At 65.5% G+C, this 19,416-nt stretch carries 14 protein-coding genes; all 14 read left to right on the top strand.

Going from position 1 to position 19,416, the window contains the following annotated elements; translation table 11 throughout:
• Positions 1 to 125 precede the first annotated feature (125 nt).
• The 14 genes from HNO79_RS00295 (at position 126) to HNO79_RS00230 (ending at position 19,398) form a co-directional block, all read left to right on the top strand.
• Positions 126 to 896: an HdaA/DnaA family protein gene (locus HNO79_RS00295; protein WP_010514335.1), complete on the top strand. Its 771-nt coding sequence runs from the start codon at positions 126 to 128 to the stop codon at positions 894 to 896.
• Positions 897 to 986: 90 nt separating this feature from the next.
• Positions 987 to 3,257, top strand: a complete 2,271-nt coding sequence (locus HNO79_RS00290; protein WP_010514336.1) for an RNA degradosome polyphosphate kinase — start codon at positions 987 to 989, stop codon at positions 3,255 to 3,257.
• Between the two features lie 45 nt (positions 3,258 to 3,302).
• Entirely contained in the window at positions 3,303 to 4,799 is a 1,497-nt protein-coding gene (locus HNO79_RS00285) for a Ppx/GppA family phosphatase (RefSeq protein WP_042658843.1), read from the top strand.
• Between the two features lie 37 nt (positions 4,800 to 4,836).
• Complete coding sequence (locus HNO79_RS00280) at positions 4,837 to 6,219, top strand: amidohydrolase family protein (RefSeq protein WP_244987380.1); 1,383 nt, start codon at positions 4,837 to 4,839, stop codon at positions 6,217 to 6,219.
• Between the two features lie 142 nt (positions 6,220 to 6,361).
• Positions 6,362 to 7,861: a xanthine dehydrogenase small subunit gene (gene xdhA, locus HNO79_RS00275; RefSeq protein ID WP_082071045.1), complete on the top strand. Its 1,500-nt coding sequence runs from the start codon at positions 6,362 to 6,364 to the stop codon at positions 7,859 to 7,861.
• Entirely contained in the window at positions 7,854 to 10,220 is a 2,367-nt protein-coding gene (gene xdhB, locus HNO79_RS00270) for a xanthine dehydrogenase molybdopterin binding subunit (protein ID WP_214164370.1), read from the top strand. Before xdhA ends, xdhB begins: the two co-directional genes overlap by 8 nt.
• A 4-nt stretch (positions 10,221 to 10,224) precedes the next feature.
• Entirely contained in the window at positions 10,225 to 11,079 is an 855-nt protein-coding gene (xdhC, locus tag HNO79_RS00265; RefSeq protein ID WP_048855386.1) for a xanthine dehydrogenase accessory protein XdhC, read from the top strand.
• The gene (locus tag HNO79_RS00260) at positions 11,076 to 12,032 is read left to right on the top strand and encodes a LysR family transcriptional regulator (protein WP_010514343.1); all 957 of its coding nucleotides are present in this window, start codon (positions 11,076 to 11,078) and stop codon (positions 12,030 to 12,032) included. The genes xdhC and HNO79_RS00260 overlap by 4 nt, the downstream gene beginning before the upstream one ends.
• Before the next feature lie 172 nt (positions 12,033 to 12,204).
• Positions 12,205 to 13,662, top strand: a complete 1,458-nt coding sequence (locus HNO79_RS00255) for an NAD(P)-binding domain-containing protein (protein ID WP_214164371.1) — start codon at positions 12,205 to 12,207, stop codon at positions 13,660 to 13,662.
• Between the two features lie 43 nt (positions 13,663 to 13,705).
• The gene (locus tag HNO79_RS00250) at positions 13,706 to 13,942 is read left to right on the top strand and encodes a DUF4089 domain-containing protein (RefSeq protein ID WP_010514349.1); all 237 of its coding nucleotides are present in this window, start codon (positions 13,706 to 13,708) and stop codon (positions 13,940 to 13,942) included.
• Complete coding sequence (locus tag HNO79_RS00245) at positions 13,939 to 15,312, top strand: AtzE family amidohydrolase (protein WP_010514350.1); 1,374 nt, start codon at positions 13,939 to 13,941, stop codon at positions 15,310 to 15,312. The genes HNO79_RS00250 and HNO79_RS00245 overlap by 4 nt, the downstream gene beginning before the upstream one ends.
• Positions 15,312 to 16,904, top strand: a complete 1,593-nt coding sequence (locus HNO79_RS00240; RefSeq protein WP_214164372.1) for a gamma-glutamyltransferase family protein — start codon at positions 15,312 to 15,314, stop codon at positions 16,902 to 16,904. Before HNO79_RS00245 ends, HNO79_RS00240 begins: the two co-directional genes overlap by 1 nt.
• On the top strand, positions 16,898 to 18,172 hold the full coding sequence (locus tag HNO79_RS00235; RefSeq protein WP_048855415.1) for an allantoate amidohydrolase: 1,275 nt from the start codon (positions 16,898 to 16,900) through the stop codon (positions 18,170 to 18,172). Before HNO79_RS00240 ends, HNO79_RS00235 begins: the two co-directional genes overlap by 7 nt.
• Complete coding sequence (locus HNO79_RS00230) at positions 18,169 to 19,398, top strand: pyridoxal-phosphate-dependent aminotransferase family protein (RefSeq protein ID WP_010514353.1); 1,230 nt, start codon at positions 18,169 to 18,171, stop codon at positions 19,396 to 19,398. Before HNO79_RS00235 ends, HNO79_RS00230 begins: the two co-directional genes overlap by 4 nt.
• The last annotated feature ends 18 nt before the right edge of the window (positions 19,399 to 19,416 follow it).

Genomic DNA, 19,416 nt, shown 5'->3' with positions numbered 1-19,416 from the left:
TTTTTCGTAATCAAACTATCACTTTCCCGGACTCCCGCACGCGGGCTATGAAAACCGTCGTATGGGACCGGGGTCGAACGGACTTCCGGCCTTCTTTACGTCAAGGCGGGGCAACGCACAAAGCGGTGGTTGAAGGCACGAAGCTGAAAACGGATGAAAACGCGGTTGCGGGGGTGATCGGGCAACTGGTGTTGCCGTTTGCCCACACGCCACGTTTTGCAGTGGGGGACTTTGTCTTTTCCGCCTCCAACGCGGCTGCGCGCAGCTGGGTGCTTGGTCCCACGCCATGGCCCGAGCGCAGGCTGGCACTGTGGGGGGCGGCCGGCACGGGCAAGACCCATATGCTGGAAATATGGGCGCGCGTGCATGACGCGGTGCTGCTGCATGGCGGCAGCCTGTCCCTTGCACATGTCACCGCCCTGTTCGCCGCGCGCGCCACGGGGGCTCCGGTCATGGCCATGGCGGTGGACCGGGCCGATGAATGCAGGGATGAACGCGCGCTGCTGCACCTGCTCAATACCGCGCGTGAACAGCGGATTGCCCTGCTTCTGGGCGGGCGGACGCCACCGGCGCGCTGGCCCGTGGCCCTGCCTGACCTGGCCAGCAGGCTGCGCGCGACCATGGCGGTGGCCATACGGCAGCCGGGCGACGGGCTGCTGCGCGTGCTGCTGCTGCGCCTGCTGGCGGAACGGCAGATTGTCGTGTCGCAGCCGGTTGTGGAATGGCTTCTGCGGCGCCTGCCACGGACTGCGCGGGCGATGCAGGACGCGGTGGACCGGCTGGATCATGCCGCCCTTGCCTGCGGGCGGCCCATTACCCGCGGCCTTGCCGCACGCGCGTTGGCGGACATGCTGGTGGACACGATATCGGCCGCCGCCAGCGTGCCCGGGGACTGAACCATACGGTTGCTCTGGCCAACAGGCGTGTCGCTGGCCTAGGGTCATATGCAACAAAGAACACCACCCCCGAACGGGAGACCGAATCCATTGGCTACATCGCCACGCAAAGCCCCGGAAGATACCCCGCGCAAGCCGCGTCCGCGCGCGCGCAGCCGCAAGCCGGCCGCGACCGGGCGGCAGGTTGCGGTACGTGCGCCGATGGAACCCGTACCCGACGCCACATCGCCCGCGCGCTTCATCAACCGTGAACTGTCATGGCTCGATTTCAACCAGCGCGTGGTGGACGAAGCCGACAATCCCCGCAATCCGCTGCTTGAACGCGTGCGCTTCCTGTCGATCAGCGCCAGCAACCTTGACGAGTTCTATTCCGTGCGCGTGGCCGGGCTGGTGGGGCAGGTGCGCGAGGGGCTGGTCAAGACATCCCCCGACGGGCTGACGCCACAGCAGCAGCTGTCCGCCGTGCGCGAGCGTACCGGACGCCTGCTGCAGGAACAGCAGCGCATCTGGCGCGACCTGCAGCGCGAGCTGGAGGAGGCGGGCATTGTCGTGCGCGATGAAATCTCCTTCACGCCGGAGGAGCAGGCATGGCTGGAAACCTGCTTCATGGAACGGGTCTTTCCCGTCCTGACCCCGCTGGCCATCGACCCGGCCCATCCGCTGCCCTTCATTCCCAACATGGGTATTGCGCAGGCATTGCGGCTGATGAATGCCGAAACAGGCCAGTTCGTGATGGAGGCGCTGATCCTGCTGCCCGCGCGGATCGAACGCTTCATCCGCCTGCCGGCCGCCCTGTCGCCGCCGGGGGTGACGCGTTTCATCCTGCTGGAACGGCTGATTGTCATGTGCATCGACCGCCTGTTCCCCGGTCTTGTGGCAGGGGACTGGGGGGTGATGCGCGTGGTGCGCGATACGGACGTGGAATTCGAGGACGAGGCCGAGGATCTGGTCCGGTCGTATGAAAGCGCGCTGAAACGCCGCAGGCGGGGCGTGGTGATCCATCTGGACATCGAGGCCCGTATGCCCGAGGACCTGGCCCGGTCCATGGCCGAGGGGCTGGCCCCGCCACCGGATGAAGTGTTCGTGCAGTCCGGGCTGATCGGCGTGGTCGACCTCAAGCAGCTGATTGTCGATGACCGGCCCGACCTGCTGTTCGCCCCCTATACCCCGCGTTTTCCCGAACGGATTGTCGATTGCGGGGGCGACTGCTTCGCTGCCATCCGCGCGCGCGACATGATCGTGCATCACCCCTTTGAAAGCTTTGACGTGGTGGTGCAGTTCCTGCGTCAGGCCGCCATCGATCCCGCCGTGGTCGCGATCAAGCAGACGCTGTACCGCACATCGCGCGACAGTCCCATCGTCAAGGCCCTGATCGAGGCGGCGGAAGCTGGCAAGGCCGTGACCGCCATGGTGGAACTGCGCGCGCGCTTTGATGAGGAAGCCAACATCCGCCTTGCCCGCGCGCTGGAAGGGGCGGGGGTGCAGGTGGTCTTTGGCTTTTCCGACCTCAAGACGCATGCCAAGCTCAGCCTTGTCGTGCGGCGCGAGGGGGGGGCGTTGCGCTCCTACGCCCATTTCGGCACCGGCAATTATCACCCGATCACGGCGCGGATCTATACCGACCTGTCGTTTTTCACCTGCAATCCCGAACTGGCGCGGGACTCGGCGCGGCTGTTCAATTACATGACCGGCTACGCCGTGCCTGCGCGGATGGAGGCGATCGCATTTTCGCCCGTGACCATCCGCCGCACGATCGAGGAACTGATCGCGGGGGAAATCGCCCATGTGCAGGCAGGCCGTCCGGGGCAGATCTGGCTCAAGATGAACTCACTGGTTGATCCCGACCTGATCGACCGGCTGTACGCCGCGTCATGCGCCGGGGTGAAGATCACGGCCGTGGTGCGGGGGATCTGCTGCCTGCGCCCCGGTGTTCCGGGGCTGTCGGACAATATCAAGGTCAAGTCGATTGTCGGGCGTTTTCTGGAACATGCCCGCATCTACGCCTTTGGCGACGGGCACCGGCTGCCCAGCCGGCAGGCGAAGCTGTACATTTCCTCGGCGGACTGGATGCAGCGCAACATGGACTGGCGGGTGGAAAGCATGGTGCCCATGCTGGACCCGCAGGTCCATGCCCGCGTGCTTGAGCAGATCATGATGATCGACCTCAAGGACAACCTGCAGTCGTGGATTCTACAGCGGAACGGTGTATGGCGTCGGCTGGAGCCGGGGCGTCGGCCCTTTTCATCCCATGAATATTTCATGGAACATCCGGTCCATGCAGGACGGGCCACGGTGGGCGATGCCCCGATCCGGGTCAGCGCGTCCCAGCCATGGCATGCGGAACAGACGATTGAGGACTAGGGATTACGGTATGGGTGCGGTCATGGCATGGTGGGCTGGCGACATATGGGGCCGGATGTGACGGTGGATGGCGGGTTTCGCCGCTCGGCGGTCATAGATCTGGGATCGAATTCCGTCCGCCTTGTGGTGTTTGACGGGATTTCGCGCAATCCGGCTCCCATTTTCAATGAAAAGGTGGTCCTGCGACTGGGGCGGGGCCTGAATGCGACGGGACGCCTGAATGAGGAAGCCGTACCCCTGGCGATGGAGGTCATGGCCCGTTTCAACGCCATCGCGCGCGGGATGGAGGCCAGTCCGTTCGAGGTCCTGGCCACCGCCGCCGTACGTGACGCCAGCAACGGGCCGGAATTCGTGGCGGGGCTGAAATCCCGGCTGCCCGGCGTTCCGATCCGTATCCTGAGCGGGGAGGAGGAAGCCGATTATTCCGCCACCGGCGTCCTGTGCGGCATACCGGACGCCAACGGGCTGGTGGCCGATATTGGCGGCGGGTCGCTGGAACTGATCCGGCTGGAAAACGGGCGCAAGCTCAATGCCTGCACGCTGCCGCTGGGTGTGATCCGGCTGAATGACCGTGCCGATGGCGATCTGGCCCGCGCCCGCGCGCTGGTGGACGAGGATCTGGCCAGGGTTGGGTGGCTGGATGACGTGCATGGCCAGGACCTGTACCTGGTGGGCGGGGCGTTTCGCGCGCTGGCACGCATGCAGATCGCCCGGACGGCCTATCCACTGAATATCGTGCATCTGTACAGCCTCACGCCCGATGTTACGCGGGAAATGGCGGACTGGATCATTGGCGCGGGCAAGCGTTCGCTCGAACGCCTGCCCGGCGTGCCGCGCAAGCGGCTAGAGGATGCACCCTACGCCGCGACGGTGCTGCGCAGGCTCATGCGGCGTACGCATTCAACGGGGCTGGTGTTCTGTGTCGATGGCCTGCGCGAAGGCTGGTACATGCGCAACGTCGCCGCCAGCGTGTCGGGAAATGACCCGCAGGATGCCGTCGCGCGTGAAATGTGCAGCATGCTGGGACGCAGCATGACCCTGCCCGAACGTCTGGCGGAATGGACCGCGCCCCTTTTCCCGGATGAAGGTCAGGTCGCAACCCGCCTGCGCAGCGTTGCATGCTGGCTGTCGGACGTGGGCGCACATGATCACCCCGAGTACCGCGCGGAACAGACCTATCTGCGTATCCTGCGCATGCAGGGGGTGGGCTTTACCCATCAGGCGCGTGCGTTCCTGTCACTGACGCTTGCGGTCCGGTATGGCGCGGACCTGTCGGTGGCGTATCTGCAGCCGTCGCGGCAGCTGCTGGATCAGGTACAGTTTGGCCGTGCCGTGGCGCTGGGGCAGGCATTGCGGCTGGCCTATACCGTCAGTGGCGGGACCGAGGCGCTGCTGGATGGCACGCGGCTGGACTGTATGGACGGCGTCCTGTCGTTGCATTTCGCGCCGGGGCGCGATGTGGTGCAGGGCGAAAGCGTGCGCCGCAGGCTGGAACGGCTGGGCACTGCGCTGGATATGACGGTCAGGATCCGCGATCACTGATCTGACCGGCAGGAACTGAATACAGGGCGATATGGGCATGCGGCATGGACATGGGCGCGACCTGCTGCTGATCCGTGGCGGCATGGTGGTGACGGGGCAGGCCAGCCTGCGGGTGGATGTACTGTGTGGCGGCGCGGACGGGATCCTGGCCATCGGTCCCGATCTGGATATTCCCGCCGGGTGCGCGGTGGTGGATGCCGGTGGCCTGCTGGTCATGCCCGGCGGGGTGGACGCGCATACCGCCATCGGCGCGGATGAGGCGGGATTCGCCTGCACGATGGACGCCCTGTCCGGTGGTACGACCACCATACTCGACACCATGTGCCCCGGGAATGACGGGCTGGATGCGGCGTGGCGGGCGTGGCGGCATGCGGCACGCCGGTCGCATGTCGATGTCGGGCTGCATATGGCGCTGCCGGATGCGGGCGAAGCCGTGCTGGATGGCATGGACGCGCTGGTGATGGACAGGGGCGTGAACACCTTTCATCTGTCCATGGCGGCCGGGCTGTCCGACCGCGCCATCCTGAAACTGTCCCGCCATGCCACGGATTGCGGGGCGTTGTGCCGGATTGCCGCCCAGAACGCGCAGGCCGTGGCCTATCTGCGTGCGGAACTGGATCAGGCGGGCATTACCGGCGGGGAAGCCTGCCTGCTGTCGGCCCCCCCGCAGGTCGAGGCCGAAGCGGTGGACCGTGCCATCATGCTGGCGGGCCTTGTGGGTGCGCCGGTGCATGTGGGGCCGGTTTCCACCACCGGGGCCACGGAGGGCCTTGCGCGCGCGCGCCTGCGCGGGCAGCGGGTGGAGGGGCATGTGCTGGCCCCGCATCTGGTCGTGGATGAAGCGGTCTATGATCCCGAAGGGGATAGGGCAGGCGAACCCGACCCGTATCTGACCCTGCCGCCCTTTCGTGACGTGGCCCATCGGCGGGCGCTGTGGGGGGCTGTGGCATCGGGCAACATCGGCATGGTCGCCAGCGGGTTCCGTGCGGCGGGCATGGGGGGCGACGGGCTGGTGGACGGCCTTGCGCAGCGCATGCGCGTGGTCTGGCGGCATGGCGTGCAGGCGGGCGTGCTGACGGCGGAGGAATTCGTGGCCGTCACGTCACAGGCGGCGGCGCGCGCCTTCAATATTTACCCTCGCAAGGGGGCGATCATGCCGGGCGCGGATGCGGATATCGTCCTGTGGGACGGCGGGGCGGAAGAAACGTGCCCCGCTGCCCCGTCCGCCCTGTATGCGGGGATCACGCTGGGGGGGCGTGCAGTGCAGGTCATTCGCGGCGGGGTGACGGTGTGGAAGGACAACAGGCCGTACGCTGCCGCGCGGCGCGGGTCGTATGTGCCATGCCCGGCGTTCCGTCCTGCGCTGTCGGCACGGATGCGCAGGGCGGCGCACCTGTCCACGCGTGACGGGGAACCATAGGATCACGACCTTTCTTGTTTTGCCGGGGTGACAAGGCGCGATCAGGTTCCATATATTACGTATATCAAAACAAAAGGCTGTTCCGGCTGTCTGCCTTGAGGGGGGTGAGGCAGTCATGTGGCCATGATCAGAGGGAACAGATTTGACGGGGATCAGACACGGTATCCGTTTCTATGTCGGAAACGAATGCCACACGTTGGCCGATGTCGCGCCAACGCGTACGCTGCTGGACTGGCTGCGCGAGGATCGCGGCCTGACCGGCACCAAGGAAGGCTGTAACGAAGGCGATTGCGGGGCGTGCACCGTTCTGGTGGTGCGGCTGGAGGGCGACCGGCTGGTCTGGCGTGCGGTCAATGCCTGCATCCAGTTCGTCTCGATGCTGGACGGCGCGCAGGTCCTGACCATCGAGGACGTGCGCGCCCCCGATGGCAGCCTGCATCCGGTACAGCAGGCCATGGTGGACCAGCATGGCTCGCAGTGTGGCTTCTGCACGCCCGGCTTTGTCATGTCCATGGTGGCGGGCCGCAAGGCCGACGGACTGGCGCAGGATGAGCACGCAATTGACGACATGCTGGCGGGCAACCTGTGCCGCTGCACCGGCTACGCGCCCATCGTGCGCGCCATGCGGCAGGCCATGGAAGCAGGGCCTGACCATTTTGATGCGCAGGCCCATGCAATTGCGGATCGCCTGCGCGCCCTTCGCGATGGCGCGACGGTGGAACTTGGCGGGCCTGCGGGCCGCCTGACCATTCCGGCGACAGGGGACGCGCTGGCGCAGACCATGCTGGCGGACCCCGATGCACGGATCGTGGCCGGCGCGACCGATGTGGGCCTGTGGGTGACCAAGGGTATGCGCGACCTGCCGCATATCGTCACCATCGGGCAGGTGCCCGACCTGCGCCGGATCGAATGCAGTGCGGACGGCGTGTACCTGGGTGCCGCCGTGACGTGGCAGGAAGCGCGTGCGGCGCTGGCGGACATCCTGCCGCAGCCGGATGCGGAGGTAATCCGCCGCATCGGGTCCGTGCAGGTGCGCAACAGCGGCACGGTATGCGGCAACATCGCCAACGGTTCGCCCATTGGTGACGGACCGCCGGTGCTGATCGCGGCGGGGGCGAAGCTGCACCTGCGCCGTGGGGATGCGCGGCGTGTTATCGCGCTGGAAGATTTCTTCATCGATTACGGCAAACAGGACCGCGCGCCGGGTGAGTTCGTGGAAGGCGTGAGCATTCCCCGTCCCACGCCGGATACCGTGGTTCGGGCATGGAAGGTTTCCAAACGGTTCGATCAGGATATTTCGGCCATTCTGGGGGCTTTTTCGCTCACGATCGCGCCTGATGGCACCATCACCAATGCCCGCGTGGCCTTTGGTGGCATGGCGGCCACACCGCGCCGCGCCAGCCGGACGGAAGCCGCACTTGAAGGCCGGAAGTGGGACGAGACCACGCTGGCTGCTGCGCGGCAGGCCATGATGGATGATTTCGCGCCCATTACCGACATGCGGGCCAGCGACTGGTACCGCCGCACCGTCGCGGCCAATCTGCTGACCCGGCTTTACGCCGATTGCGGACCACGGGACGCACGTGCACAGACCAGCGTGCGCGCCGCGTGCACCGCTGCGGGAGAACACGCACATGGCTGATGGAAACGGCTTTGCCACGACGGCCCCTGCGTCGGGGGACGGCATTGTGGCCGGTGGCGCATCACGCAGCCTGCGGCATGAAAGTGCCGCCATGCACGTGCAGGGCAGTGCCGCCTATATTGATGATCTGCCCGAACCGCGCGGCACGCTGCACCTTGTCCCGGGGCTGAGCGCGCGCGCCCATGCCCGCATCGTGTCCATGGATCTTGATGCAGTAAGGCAGGCCGAAGGCGTGGTGGGTGTCTATACCGCCGCCGATATTCCCGGCGAGAACCAGATCAGCCCCGTCGGCAAGGGGGATGAGCCCCTGCTGGCGAGCACCGAGGTCTCGTTTTATGGCCAGCCTTTATTCGTGGTCGCCGCGACCACGCGCATGGCTGCACGCCGGGCCGTGCGGCTGGCCAGAGTGGAATATGAAGACCTGCCCGCCATCCTGAACGTGGCCGAGGCCCGCGCGGCGGGTAGCCCCATGGTCTGGCGACCGATGGAAATGAAGCGTGGCGACGTGGTGGCCGGGCTGGAGCACGCGCCCCGCAGGCTGTCTGGCCGCATTACCGTGGGCGGGCAGGAACATTTCTACCTCGAAGGGCAGATCGCCCTTGCCCGTCCGGGTGAGGAAGGGGAGATGCATGTCACCTCCTCCACCCAGCATCCGACCGAAACCCAGCACATGGTTGCCCATGTGCTGGACCGTCGCGCCAATCTGGTGACGGTGGAGGTCCGGCGCATGGGCGGCGGCTTTGGCGGCAAGGAAACGCAGGCCAATGCCTGTGCCTGCCTTTCGGCGCTGGTGGCCGACCTGACCGGGCGCGCGGCCAAGATGCGACTGGATCGTGACGACGACATGACCATGACCGGCAAGCGGCATGATTTCGTCATTGATTACGATGTCGGCTATACCGACGAGGGACATATCCTTGCGGTGGACATGGTGCTGGCGGCGCGGTGCGGGTGGTCGGCCGACCTGTCCGGCCCCGTGATCGACCGTGCGCTGTTCCATGCGGACAATGCCTATTTCTATCCCGATGTGCGCCTGCGCTCCGAACCGCTGCGCACCAATACGCAGTCCAATACCGCCTATCGCGGCTTTGGCGGCCCGCAGGGCATTGTCGCGGCCGAGCGCGTGATCGAGGAAATTGCCTTCGCCACCGGCCTTGACCCGCTGGAGGTCAGGCTGCGCAATGCCTATGGTACGCATGACCGCAACGTCACGCCCTACAACATGGTGGTCGAGGACTCGATTACCGCAGACGTCCTGCCCGAACTGGCGCGGCGCTGCCATTACGTGAAACGGCGCGAGGCCTGCCGTGCATTCAATGCCGGCAGTCCCTACCTGCGGCGCGGTATTGCGATCACGCCGGTCAAGTTCGGCATTTCCTTTACCGCCACGCATTACAATCAGGCGGGCGCGCTGGTTCATGTCTATACCGACGGGTCGGTGCAGGTGAATCACGGCGGCACGGAAATGGGGCAGGGCCTGCATACCAAGATGGTGCAGGTCGTCATGCGTGAACTGGGGCTGGGCACGGATCAGGTGCGCATTACCGCCACCACGACGGGCAAGGTGCCCAATACGTCGGCTACCGCCGCGTCGTCCGGGGCGGACCTCAATGGCATGGCGGTGCTGGACGCGGTGCGCCGGATCAAGCGCAGGCTGGTGGAATTCGCGGCCGGCCACTGGAACGTGGCCGAGGACGACGTCCGCTTCGCGCCCGATGGCGTGCATGTCGGGCAGAAGGTGATCGCGTTTTCGCACCTGACGCGGCAGGCCTATTTTGCACGTGTGTCCATGTCCGCCAACGGGTTTTACAAGACGCCCAAGATTTCATGGAACGGGGATACGGGGCAGGGCCGTCCCTTCTATTACTTTGCATACGGGGCGGCGTGTTCGGAGGTCGTGATCGACCTGCTGACGGGGGAGATGAAGATCGACCGCGTGGACATCCTCCATGACGCGGGGCAGTCCCTGAACCCTGTTCTGGACATCGGGCAGGTCGAAGGCGGCTTCGTGCAGGGCGCCGGATGGCTGACCTGCGAGGAACTGGTATGGGATAAGGCGGGCCGCCTGCGCACGCATGCGCCCAGCACGTACAAGATCCCGGCCTGCTCCGACCGCCCACGGGTGTTCAATGTCGAACTGCTGGAAAACGCGCCCAACCGGGAATACAGCATTTTCCGCTCCAAGGCCGTGGGGGAACCGCCATTCGTCCATGGGGTGTCGGTGCTGCAGGCGGTGTCCGATGCGCTGGCCAGTCTGGATGACTATCGCACCTGTCCCCGTCTGGACGCGCCCGCCACGCCGGAAATGATCCTGCGCGTGGCCGAACGCATGCGGCACGGCAACCCGCCCGCCGCCTGATCACATGGGCATGCAGATGCGCGCGGATCTGGTGCGATGGCGGATGTCAGGCCAGCCCATCGCCCGGATCAGTGTATCGGACGCGCGGGGGTCCACCCCGCGTGAGGCCGGAACCTTCATGCTGGTCACCCCCACAGAACAGTCTGGCACGATCGGTGGCGGGGATCTGGAATGGAACGCCATCCACCACGCCCGCAGGCTGCTGGAACATGGCGGCGACGCGCTGGTCCAGCGCATAAGCCTGGGGGGTAATTCGGGCCAGTGCTGCGGCGGGGAGGTCTGGCTGAACCTTGACCTGCCCGCCCCCCACAGGCTGGACGCCATCATGGAACAGCTGGAACACCAGCGCCGGATGCAGCCGCTGCTGCTTCTGTTCGGGGCGGGGCATGTGGGCCGCGCGCTGGCGCATGTGCTGGCCCCGCTGCCGCTGCGCCTTGCATGGTGCGATTCGCGCCCGCATGAATTCGGTTCAACCATTCCCCCGGGGGTAGAGGTGCATGACGATGGCGCATGGGAACGTCTGGTCGCCAGCGCGCCCGCGGGTTCAGGCGCGCTGGTCCTGACGCAGAGCCATGCACTGGACAGCGTTATTGTTGCATCCATCCTGGAACGGGGGGATTTTCGATATGTCGGCCTGATTGGTTCGCATACGAAGCGCCGCCGGTTCGAAGCCGGGTTCCGCCAGATCGGCCTGCCGGAAGACCGCATCGCCGCACTGGTCTGCCCGATCGGGGACCGGGGCGTGCGTGACAAGCGGCCCGCCGTCATCGCCGCACTGGTCGCGGCAGAAATTGTTACCCGCTTCCTGCACCCCGTGCAGGCGGGCGGTCATGTAAACGGGGATGACACCAGCCCATGAACGATCCGCTTTCCCGTACGCCCCGCATGATGCGGCTGCACGCGCGGGGCATTTCCTATTTCAACGCCGTGCGGGAATGCCGCTCCATCCGCGAGGCGGCGCGAAGGCTGAACGTCACGCCGTCCGCCCTGACCCGCCAGCTTGCGCAGATGGAGGCGGAAATCGGCGCCCCCCTGTTCGACCGCCTGCCCGATGGCATGGTGCTGACGGAAGTGGGCACGATCATGGCCCGGCATATCGTTACCGTCATGCAGGATGCCGCCCGGACGGAGGAACAGATCAATGCCCTGTCCGGTCGGCATGACGGGCGGCTGCGTATCATGGCGGTGGAAGGGATTGCGGGACAGCTGCTGCCCGCCCTGCTGGAACGCATCATTTCCGCCTATCCGGCCGTGGAACTGCATGTGGAAGTCGGTGCGCCCAAAACCATCGTCTCCGCCCTGCAGGACGGTCGGGTGGATCTGGGCATTGCGTTTTCGCTGGCGCTGTATCCCGAACTGCGGCGGGTGGCGGTGGGGCATTTCCCTGTTGGCGCGGTGGTGCGCGCGGACCATCCGCTGGCGCACCTGCGCACGGTCACGGTGGAGGAATGTACGGCCTATCGCCTGATCCTGCCTACACGCACGCTGTCGCTGTACCGTGTCATGGAACCCATGCTGCGCCCGTGGCAGGACCGGCTGAACGTGGTGTTGCAGACCGGATCGATCGAACTGACCAACCGCATGGTGCAGGCGGGCGTCGGGCTGGCGTTCCAGTCCCCGCTGGCGGTGGGCGTGCAGCCGGGACAGGACACCCTGCGCCATGTGCCGCTGCGTGATACCCGGGCGGTTACGGACCTCGGGGCCTATGTGCGGGAATCCCGCTGGCTGCCGCCGCTGCTGGAAACGGTGATTGAGGAACTGCGCCTGGAACTGCGGCGTGTGCAGGGTGTCAGCGATGAACGGGTGGTCTGACATCTGTTGCGTTTTGGGCAACGGAACGGTCAAATCATTATACTAGACGAAACAGGGGGAAGGCTGGTTAGATTTCCCCATCATGGTGCGGTTGGGGGAATATCCGCATGGCGTCGGGGGACGCCATGCGGGCTGCATCAACACACAGTAAAAAATGAATGGGAACCCGCAGATGGATACCACAACGCAGCCGAATGCCGGGACGGCCGGCGGGCTTGCTGCACTGGATGCGGCAGTGCGCCGGGATCTGGAGATCATCCGTTATCCCCGCAAGGAATGGGTTCCCCCCATGGAACGTGACGGCCAGCGCGTGCTGGACGTGGCCATTATCGGGGGCGGGCAGGGTGGTCTTGCCACAGCCTTCGCGCTCAAGCGCAATAACATCACCAATGTCCGCATCTTTGACCGTGCGGCCAAGGGGGGCGAAGGCCCGTGGGTGACATTCGCGCGCATGATCACGCTGCGCACGCCCAAATACGTGACCGGCCCCGACCTTGGCGTGCCGTCCCTGACCCCGCGTTCGTGGTACGAAGCGCAGTATGGCGCCGAAGCCTGGGAAAAGCTGGACAAAATTCCGCGTGGGCAGTGGCAGGCCTATCTGGACTGGTACCGCGACATCCTGAAGCTGCCGGTCGCCAATGACCATGATTTCCAGGGCGTGACATGGGAAGGTGGCCTGCTGCGCCTGACCTTCCGTCGTCCCGACGGTTCGACCCATGTGCATTACGCGCGCAAGCTGGTGCTGGCCACCGGGATCGAAGGCTGCGGGTCGTGGCATGTGCCCGACTTCATCCGCGATGGCCTGCCGCGTGCGCGGTATGCCCACACGTCGGAAAACATTGATTTCGCGGCGCTGAAGGGCAAGCGGATCGGTGTGCTGGGGGCTGGTGCCTCGGCGTTCGATAACGCGGCCACGGCGCTGGAAGACGGTGCGGGCAGCGTGACGCTGTGCCTGCGGCGCAAGGAAATCCCGTCCATCAACCCGTACCGGTGGATGGAAAATACCGGCTTCCTCGCTTATTACCCCGCCCTGTCGGATGAGCTGCGCTGGGGCTTCATGCGCCGGATTTTCGAACTCAACCAGCCGCCGCCGCAGGATACGTTCTGGCGCTGCCGTCGGCATGCGAACTTCTCCTTCCGCACGGGCTGTCCCTGGACGGGCGTGCGCATGGACGGGGATGAGATCGTGGTCGATTCGCCCACTGGTGAGATGCGGTTCGATTTCGTGATTATCGGCACGGGTTTCACAACCGACCTGTCCCGCAGGGCCGAGACGAAATCCTTCGCCCCCTCCGTCGCGCTGTGGGGTGATCGCTACACCGCACCCGCCGGGTCGGAAAGCGCCGTGCTGGAAAGCTATCCCTATCTGGGGGAAAACTACCAGTTCCTGCCGCGCCGCGCGGATGATCCGCTGGCGCCCATGCTGGCGAACATTCATAATTTCACGTTCTCCGCCACGCCAAGCATGGGCCTGTCGGGGGCATCCATCAGCGGCATGCGCTTTGGCGTGGAGCGTCTGGCACACGGGCTTGGGCGTGACTTGTACGTGGCCGATGGCAGGCAGCATCTTGAAAGTCTGCTGGCCTATGACGTGCCGGAACTGGTCAGTCTCGACCCTCCTGTTGCATGATGCGTCCCGGGTAGAGTTATCCATTCGGGAGAAAGTTGATCAGATGAGCAGTGCAGCACACCTTTCCCCTTCCGCGCCGGCCATGACCGGCGCGGGGGGGCATGATGACCGCAAGGGTCCACCCGTGGCCGATATGGCGCGGATTATCGGCCTGTCCATTCCGGCCGCCTGCATGCCCGATGTCGTGGCGAATACCGCCCTGCTGCATGGTTATGCCGATCTGGTCAGCGGTTTTGCGCTGCCTGATGACTGCGAACCCGCCTATGAGTACACGCCATGACCGGTCAGGGGCACAAGGCGGGCGCCGCCCTTGCCATTGCGGCGGATGTACGTGCCGGACGCCGCAGCGCCGTATCGGTCGTGACCGCTGTCATCGGGGATATCGAAGCCCGTGACACCCGTTTCAACAGTGTGACCCGCATCCTTGGCCCTGCCGCCGTGGCGCAGGCCGAGGAGGTGGACAAGGCCGTTGCGGCGGGTCGCGATCCCGGCCCGCTGGCAGGGGTGCCCTTTGGGGTGAAGGACCTGTTTGACGTCCGTGGCGAGGTCACCACGGCAGGCTCCATCGTCCTGCGCGACAACCTGCCCGCCACGCGCGATGCGGAGGTGGTCGAACGCCTGCGCGCGGCAGGCGCCGTGCCGGTCGCGACGCTGAACATGGATGAATTCGCCTACGGCTTTTCCACCGAAAACGCCCATACCGGCACAACACGCAATCCGCATGATCCCGCGCGTCTGGCCGGTGGGTCATCGGGCGGGTCGGCGGCATCGGTGGCTGCGGGCCTGCTGCCGTTCACGCTGGGGTCGGACACCAACGGGTCCATCCGCGTTCCGTCCTCGCTGTGCGGGGTGTGGGGGCTGAAGCCGACATACGGGCAGATGCCGCTGCGCGGTGTCTATCCGTTCGTGGCCAGCCTGGACGTGGTTGGCCCGATGGCCGACACGGTCGAGGATCTGCGGGCGGTGTACGGCATCATGGCCGGTGGGCTGCATATGGGCGAACCCGACGTGGGTGATGTGCGCGTGGCCCGCCTTGGCGGATGGTTTGCCGAAAATATCAGCCCCGAACTTGCCGCTGGCATTGACCGTGTCATGGCGCATCTGGGGCATGACCGGGTGATCGAACTGCCTGAAGTCGCGCGTGCGCGGGCCTCGGCGTTTTTGATCAGCGCGGCGGAAGGGGGCAACCTGCACCTGCCGCGCCTGCGCCGCCGGGCCATGCAGTATGATCCCGCCACGCGTGGGCGGCTTATGGCCGGCGCCATGCTGCCTGCCGCGACATTCGTGCAGGCGCAGCGTTTCCGTCGCTGGTTCCGTGGGCATGTACATGCCGCCCTTGCCAATGCTGACGTGCTGGTGGCGCCCACCACGGTGGGTGTCGCACCCCGGATTGACCAGCCCTCCATTACCGTGAATGGCAGGACGGTATCCGCCCGCGCCAACCTTGGCATCTTCACGCAGCCGATCAGCCTTGCCGGGCTGCCGGTACTGGCGGCCCCGCTGGCGGTTGATGGCCTGCCGCAGGGCATCCAGCTTATCGGTGCACCGGGTGGGGAAGCGAAGCTGTTTGCCGTGGCGGCCGAACTGCAGCGCGCGGGTCTGGCGGCCTGCCGCCCGATCGAGGCAGGATACGCACGGAAGGACAGCTGATGCTGAATACGCCGCGTTCATGCCGGGGGATGGTCACATCCCCCCACCACCTGGCCAGTCAGGCCGGGCTGGACGTGCTCAAGGCCGGGGGCACGGCAATTGAGGCCGCAGTCGCTACCGCCGCAGCCCTGGCTGTGGTCTATCCACACATGACCGGGATTGGCGGAGATGCATTCTGGCTGACCATGTGGCCCGATGGCCGCGTGGAAACCATCGATGCCTGTGGGGCGGCCGCGCAGAAGGCCGACCCCGCCTTTTACCATGCCGCGGGGCTGGATACGATTCCATGGCGCGGCCCGCTTGCGGCAAACACCGTGGCGGGCACCGTATCAGGCTGGGACATGGCGCTGTCATGGAGCCATGCCATGACACCCGCCCTGCCACTGGGGCGGGTACTGCGTGATGCGCTGTATTACGCGGAACAGGGCGTGCCCGTAACCGACAGTGCGGCCAACCTGACCCGCGCGAAGTTTGATGAACTGAAGGACGTACCAGGTTTCCGGGAGATGTTCACACCCGGTGGCCGCCTGCCACAGCCCGGCGACATCCTGCACAATCCGCGCCTTGCCACGACCCTGCGGCGGCTGGCGGATGAAGGGCTGTCCAGTTTCTACCGGGGCACTGTGGCGCGCGAGATCGCAGCCGACCTGAATGACGTGGGCAGCCCGCTCGTGCTTGCGGACCTGCAGGCGCACAGGGCAACGCACCAGCCCGCGCTGCATGCGCGTATCCATGGGGCGGACCTGTACAACCTCGCACCGCCGACGCAGGGGGTTGCATCCCTGCTGATCCTTGCGCTGTTCGACCGGCTGAAGGCGGCGAAGGCGGATGATTTCGATTACCTGCACGGGCTGGTTGAAGCGACCAAGCAGGCATTCCGCTACCGCGATACCCATGTGGGCGATCCCGCCTACATGACCGTTCAGGCACAGGACATCCTTGATGACCGCAAGGCGCTTGATCGCATGGCCGCCAGCATCGACCCCAACCGGGCGGCGCCGTGGCCGTGGCAGTCGCAGGCGGGGGACACGGTCTGGCTTGGTGTGATTGATTCCGACGGACTGGCCGTCAGCATGATCCAGAGCCTGTATTTCGAATACGGGTCCGGTGTCGTGCTGCCGCGCACCGGTATTGTCTGGCAGAACCGTGGCACCAGCTTCGGGCTGGACCCGCAGGGCTGGAATGGCCTGCGTCCCGGCCGCAAGCCGTTCCATACGCTCAACCCCGCCGGCGCACGTTTTGATGACGGGCGGACCATGGTCTATGGCACCATGGGGGGCGAGGGGCAGCCACAGACGCAGTCCGCCATTTTCACCCGCTACGCACGTTACGACATGGAACTGCAGGAGGCCGTCACGGCCCCGCGCTGGCTGCTGGGGCGGACATGGGGCGAAAGCAGTGTCAGCCTGAAATATGAGGACCGCTTCGACCCTGAGGTCATCGCCCGGATGCAGGCGGCGGGACACCAGATGGAACGGGTTGAACCGTTTTCTTCCACAATGGGCCATGCGGGCGCACTGGTGCGCCATAAATCGGGCCTGCTGGAAGGGGCGACCGACCCGCGTAGTGATGGATGTGTGGCGGCATGGTAATGCAGGCAGGTAAAACAATGGATCATCCCTGTGGTGCGCGTGCCGTGGCGCGATGTACCGAACTGGGCCGTGCGCCGTATTCGGATATGGAAGGGGGGCTGTTCCGCCCCTATCTCAGCCCGTCCTACCGTGCGACCTGCGGGCGACTGGCGGAGTGGATGCGCGACGCTGGCATGACCACCCGCATGGATGCCGCAGGCAACCTTGTCGGGCGGTATGAAGGTCTTGCGCCCGATGCCCCGGTCGTGCTGCTGGGGTCGCATATCGACAGCGTGCGCGATGGCGGGTTCTTTGACGGGATGCTGGGCGTGATCCTTGGCATCGAGACGGTGGCCCATTTCGCGCAGCAGGGAAAACGCTTTCCCTTCGCGCTGGAAGTCATCGGGTTTGGTGATGAGGAAGGATCACGCTTTCCGTCCGGCATGCTGACCTCCCATGCCGTGGCAGGCGTGCTGGATAACCCGGATCCGGCCATGTCCGACTGGGCCGAGACTGCGACCCTGTCCAGCGCACTGGAGGCATTCGGGCTGGATGTGGGGCAGATGCAGTCCGCGTCCCGCAAGGGCGACCCGGTCGTGGCCTATATCGAGGCACATATCGAACAGGGTCCGGCGCTGGAAGCCGAAGGCCGCGCCCTTGGCGTGGTCAGCGCCATCGCGGCCCAGTACCGCTACCGCGTGACGCTGCGTGGCATGGCGGGCCATGCGGGCACGGTGGCCATGAAGCTGCGGCGCGACGCGCTGGCGGGGGCGGCGGACATCATCCTTGCCGCTGAACGCATTGGCCGTGCCGGTAAGGACGGGCTGGTGGCCACTGTCGGGTCGCTGGATGTCATGCCGGGGGCGGCCAACGTCGTGCCGGGCGAAGTGGTGTTGACCATTGATGTCCGGGCCGGCACCGACGCCACGCGCGACCGCGCGGCGGCGGCAATCCTGGAGGAAGCCCGTCAGGTCGCCGAGCGGCGCGGACTGGAGATGGATGTGGCGTTGCAGCAGGATCTGGACGCCACGCCGTGCGATCCCGCGCTGACCGCGCTTATGGAACAGGCGGTGCATGACGTAACCCATGCCCCTGCGCCGCTGCTGGTCAGCGGTGCGGGACATGATGCGATGATCATGGCGCATCTGGCCCCGGTTTCCATGCTGTTTATCCGGTGCGCGGGTGGTATCAGCCATAACCCGGCTGAATCCGTGACCGATGACGATACGGATGCCGCGCTGCGGGCGATGATTACTTTTATCGGACTTTTTGAGAGACGTTTCGGATGACCCAGACCTTTTTCGGCCAGATCAACCCTCCCGCCCGGCTGTTGATGGGGCCGGGACCAGTCAATGCGCACCCGCGCGTGCTGCGGGCCATGGCGGCCGACATGCTGGGTCAGTTCGACCCGGAAATGACCGAATACATGAACCAGACGATGGACCTGTACCGTCAGGTGTTCATGACCAACAACCGCTGGACATTCCTGGTTGATGGCACGGCGCGCGCCGGGATCGAGGCATCGCTTGTCTCGCTGGTCGAACCGGGCATGAAACTGCTGATCGTGCGCGCGGGCCGCTTCGGGCTGCTGCTGTCCGAAATCGCGCAGCGCATTGGCGCGGAAATCGTGACGCTGGACATTCCGTGGGGCGAGGTCGCGACGCTGGAGCAGATCGAGGACGCACTCACCACCCACCGTCCGCATGTGCTGGCGTGTATCCATGGCGATACCTCCACCACCGTTGCCCAGCCGCTTGATGGTGTGGGCGCGCTGTGCCGCAAATATGGCGTACTATCCTATGTCGACACCACCGCCACGCTGGGTGGCATGGAAGTTGCGACCGATCGCTGGGGCGTGGATGTGGTCAGTTCAGGGCTGCAGAAATGCATGGGTGGCCCGCCGGGTTCGGCCCCCATCACCATTTCCGACCGTGCGGCGGAACATATCTTCGCCCGCCGCCATGTCGAGGCCGGGATCCGTGGCGCGGATACGCATGACGGCACGCGCGTGCGCATTCCCTCGAACTATTTCGACCTGGCCATGATCATGGATTACTGGTCTGAAAAGCGGCTGAACCATCATACAGAAGCCACCTCCATGCTGTACGGCGCGCGTGAAGCCGCCCGTATCGTGCTGGAAGAGGGGCTGCAGGCCCGCTTCGCCCGCCATGCCAGTGCATCACGTGCGATGTGTGCGGGCATGCGCGCGCTGGGGCTGGAACTGTTTGGTTGCGACGATTACCGCATGACCAACGTGACCGGTGTCTACATTCCCAAGGGCATTGACGGTGAAAAGGTCCGTGGCCGCATGCGTGAGGATTTCGAAATCGAGATCGGTTCCGCCTTCGGTCCGCTGCAGGGCAAGATCTGGCGCATTGGCGCAATGGGCTACAACGCGGAAAAGCACAAGGTGCTGCTGACCATCGGTGCGCTGGAAACCGTCCTGCGCCACGAAGGCTACAGCTTTGCCGCAGGCAGCGGTGTCGATGCCGCCCTTGCGGCCTATAACGCATAAGAATGGGGGATCTGGCGT

The sequence above is a fragment of the Komagataeibacter oboediens genome, assembly GCF_018491655.1.
GTDB classification, from domain to species: domain Bacteria; phylum Pseudomonadota; class Alphaproteobacteria; order Acetobacterales; family Acetobacteraceae; genus Komagataeibacter; species Komagataeibacter oboediens.
Note: the sequence above shows the minus strand (reverse complement) of the source record. Positions and strands in the feature narration are given on the sequence as shown.